The sequence below is a fragment of the Coprococcus sp. ART55/1 genome, from assembly GCF_000210595.1.
Classification (GTDB): domain Bacteria; phylum Bacillota; class Clostridia; order Lachnospirales; family Lachnospiraceae; genus Coprococcus; species Coprococcus aceti.
On sequence record NC_021018.1, the window covers coordinates 1348325 to 1349758 of the forward strand.

2 protein-coding genes are annotated in these 1434 nt (G+C 34.0%); both read right to left on the minus strand.

What is annotated here, in order from left to right; translation table 11 throughout:
* On the minus strand, positions 1-867 hold an 867-nt coding region (locus CCU_RS14070; protein WP_243440866.1), incomplete at its 3' end, for a helicase-related protein.
* 4 nt (positions 868-871) lie between these two features.
* A partial coding sequence (locus tag CCU_RS14075; RefSeq protein ID WP_243440867.1) for an SNF2-related protein occupies positions 872-1434 on the minus strand: 563 nt, incomplete at its 5' end.

Consider the following 1434-nt stretch of genomic DNA (forward strand, 5'->3'; position numbering starts at 1 on the left):
TTCCTTTTCCAAATTCTTAAATTGCCTTGTAAAATCTGATGTTGTTTTACATTCCTGATATATAAGTGTAACTCTTTTTTCAAAATCTGCTCCACTTTCTAATAATCCAATAGCTTTATCTGATGCACCAAATACGCCTTGGAATAACTCGAATTTTTCTGAAAGAATTTCATATACTCTCTTATCTGCTACATTCTGAGTATTAAGCAAATTAATAACCACAACGTCGTTCTTTTGTCCATAACGATGACAGCGACCAATTCGCTGCTCTATCTTCTGCGGATTCCAAGGAAGATCATAGTTTATAATCGTATTACAAAACTGAAGATTCAATCCTTCCGAACCGGAATCTGTTACAAGCAAAATCTTGTATTCATCCCTAAATGCTTCTACGATGGCATTCTTCAATTCAACATTTCTACTACCCACATACTTTCCATAGTTTCTAGCTTTCCACGCCTTATAAATCTGTTTAGTAACAGGATCATTTGTACTACCATTAAACTTAAGTATCTGGCCTTCATATCCGGCATGAGATAATTCTTCAAACATGTATTGTTGCGTTCTAATAGATTCCGTAAACACAACTATTCTTTGTTTTATGCCAGCTTCATCTTGAAATGCAAAAGCTGTCTCCACCGCCTGTTTCAAGGCTGTCATCTTCGCATTTCTTTTTATACTTTCAGCTTTATTAATAATGGCTGTTACCTCATCTATTTCATGCTGAATAAATTCATTTACCTTTTCTCTTGTGTATAATTCATCCTGCTTACTATCATCATCCGTCTCTATTTCATCATCATCAAAAAAACTAAGGAAAAAATCAATACTTTCATCCGCTGATTCAGTTCTAGTTGTTTCCTTCAAAGTTTCAAGTCTGCCTTTTTAATACCTTGAAGGTTTCTGCAACTGCCATACTTGATGATGCAAGCAATTTTCTAATAACAGATGTAATAAGTGTTCTGTGTGAATTTGGCAAAGCATACAAGATTTCCTTTTTCAGATAATTATTTACCATCACATAAAGTTCTATCTCCATTGGCGATAGTTCAAAATCAATTGTCATTTCTTTACGCTCTGAAAATTGGATATACTCTGCTACTTCTTTTCGTAAAGTTCTTTGCACAACAGGTTCTAAACAAGCCTTCAAATCATTGTAATCTTCTCCTCGCAAATATCTTTCGGAAAATATCTGCTTACTATAAAAAACTCTATCATCGATAAACTGAACAAGTCCATATATATCAAGTAAAGTATTCTGCATAGGAGTCGCAGTTAATAGAATCTTCGGAACTCCCTTTGTTAATTCATATAATGAGTTAGCCATCTTTGAACCATTCTTATAAACATTCCTAAGCCGATGTGCTTCATCAAATACACAAAAATCCCAAGCTATCTTTCCGAACTCTGTTTTTCTTTTTGAGGCAAAGTGGT